Source organism: Bacteroidota bacterium, assembly GCA_040388375.1.
Taxonomy (GTDB): Bacteria; Bacteroidota; Bacteroidia; order UKL13-3; family UKL13-3; genus JAAFJM01.
The window spans coordinates 1-1,444 of the sequence record JAZKBU010000026.1; the positions used below are offsets into that span (position 1 = coordinate 1).

The 1,444-nt window shown below is 29.4% G+C and carries 2 protein-coding genes; both read right to left on the bottom strand.

Annotated features, from left to right (window positions below; translation table 11 throughout):
- Positions 1-34: 34 nt before the first annotated feature.
- Positions 35-898, bottom strand: a complete 864-nt coding sequence (locus V4538_17590) for an IS3 family transposase (GenBank protein ID MES2382865.1) — start codon at positions 896-898, stop codon at positions 35-37.
- Positions 868-1,401: a transposase gene (locus V4538_17595; GenBank protein MES2382866.1), complete on the bottom strand. Its 534-nt coding sequence runs from the start codon at positions 1,399-1,401 to the stop codon at positions 868-870. The genes V4538_17590 and V4538_17595 overlap by 31 nt, the downstream gene beginning before the upstream one ends.
- Positions 1,402-1,444: the final 43 nt, after the last annotated feature.

Genomic DNA, 1,444 nt, shown 5'->3' on the forward strand with positions numbered 1-1,444 from the left:
TATAGTGCACCCAAAAGTTTAGACAAATTTATAATTAATTTTGATAATAATGAGCTCGGTAATTTATCGGGCTCATTCCGTTTAGATTTAGTTTAATTCTTTCATTATTATAATAAGTAATGTATTCTATTATTTCTTTTTTTAAGTGTTTGATACTACTAAATTTATTTATATAGAATAGTTCTGATTTAATGATTCCAAAGAAGTTTTCTATAATTGCATTATCTAAACAATTTCCTTTTCTAGACATACTTTGTATTATTCCCTTTTTTTCTAATAATGCTTGATATTGTTTCATTTGATATTGCCAGCCTTGATCTGAGTGAAGTATTAAATTAGTATCCTTTGGTATCTTTCTAAAAGACTTATTGAGCATTGTAGTTACTTGTTTAAAGTTAGGACTTTCTGATAGATCATAGCTTATTATTTCTCCATTAAATAGGTCAATAATTGGTGAGAGATATAATTTTTTCCCTGATACATTAAACTCTGTAACATCTGTTGCCCATTTTTTATTTGGCTGTGCTGCTTTAAATTCTCTGTTCAAAATATTAGGAACTATTTTACCTTGTTCACCTTTATATGATTTGTATTTTTTTACACGTACTAAACTCTTTAAACCAATTAATTTCATTAACCTTAGCACTGTTTTGTGATTTATTTCTATACCCTTTTTTTTAAGTTCTGAGGTAATACGCCTGTAACCAAATCTGCCTTTGTGATGGTTATAAATCTTCTTAATCTGTTCTTTTATATCTTTATACTTATCGGTTAATTGGCTTGTTTTTTCGTAATAATAATAACTGCTTCTGGCCATGTTGGTTTTATTCAGCAATAACTCTAAATCAAACTTCGGCCTTAGTTCCATTACAGCTTTGGCTTTTTCTGCTGCTGCAATTTTTTTTCCTGAACTAAGGCATTGAACTTTTTTAGCAAAGCGTTCTCACATCGTAATGCTTCATTCTCCTTTAGCAATTCTTCCTCTCTTGTCAATGGTTTGTCCGACTTCTTTTTGGCTCTTTTAAAATCTTTATTCATAGGTCTTCCCAGCGTTTGTTTATATAAAACTGTTGCACCAAATGTATCATATTTATTAACCCAATTTGTTAAAGTACTTACGCTAGGTATATTATATTTTAAACAAGCACCTGTCAAAGATTGAGAATTATCTTTTATTGATAGTACTACCTTTAGCTTAAAATCACCTTCATATTGTGTTGACTTTGACCTGGGGTTTAAACTGTCTTTCCCATATTTTTTGTAATAGTTTAACCATTTCTTTAGCAATGATTCTTGTATACAGTATTTACTTTTTACATGACTTATGCTCGAATGTTTTTTCAATACTTCATTGATACAGCGAAGCTTGAATTCATAATTGTATTTTACTTTTCTCTCCATAAAAATGCCCCCAAATAGTGTCTAACTTTTTGGGGGCAGTTCA

Bases quoted from the DNA above. Each gene is read 5' to 3' on its own strand.
- V4538_17595 (MES2382866.1), bottom strand. From the start codon at position 1,401: ATGGAGAGAAAAGTAAAATACAATTATGAATTCAAGCTTCGCTGTATC.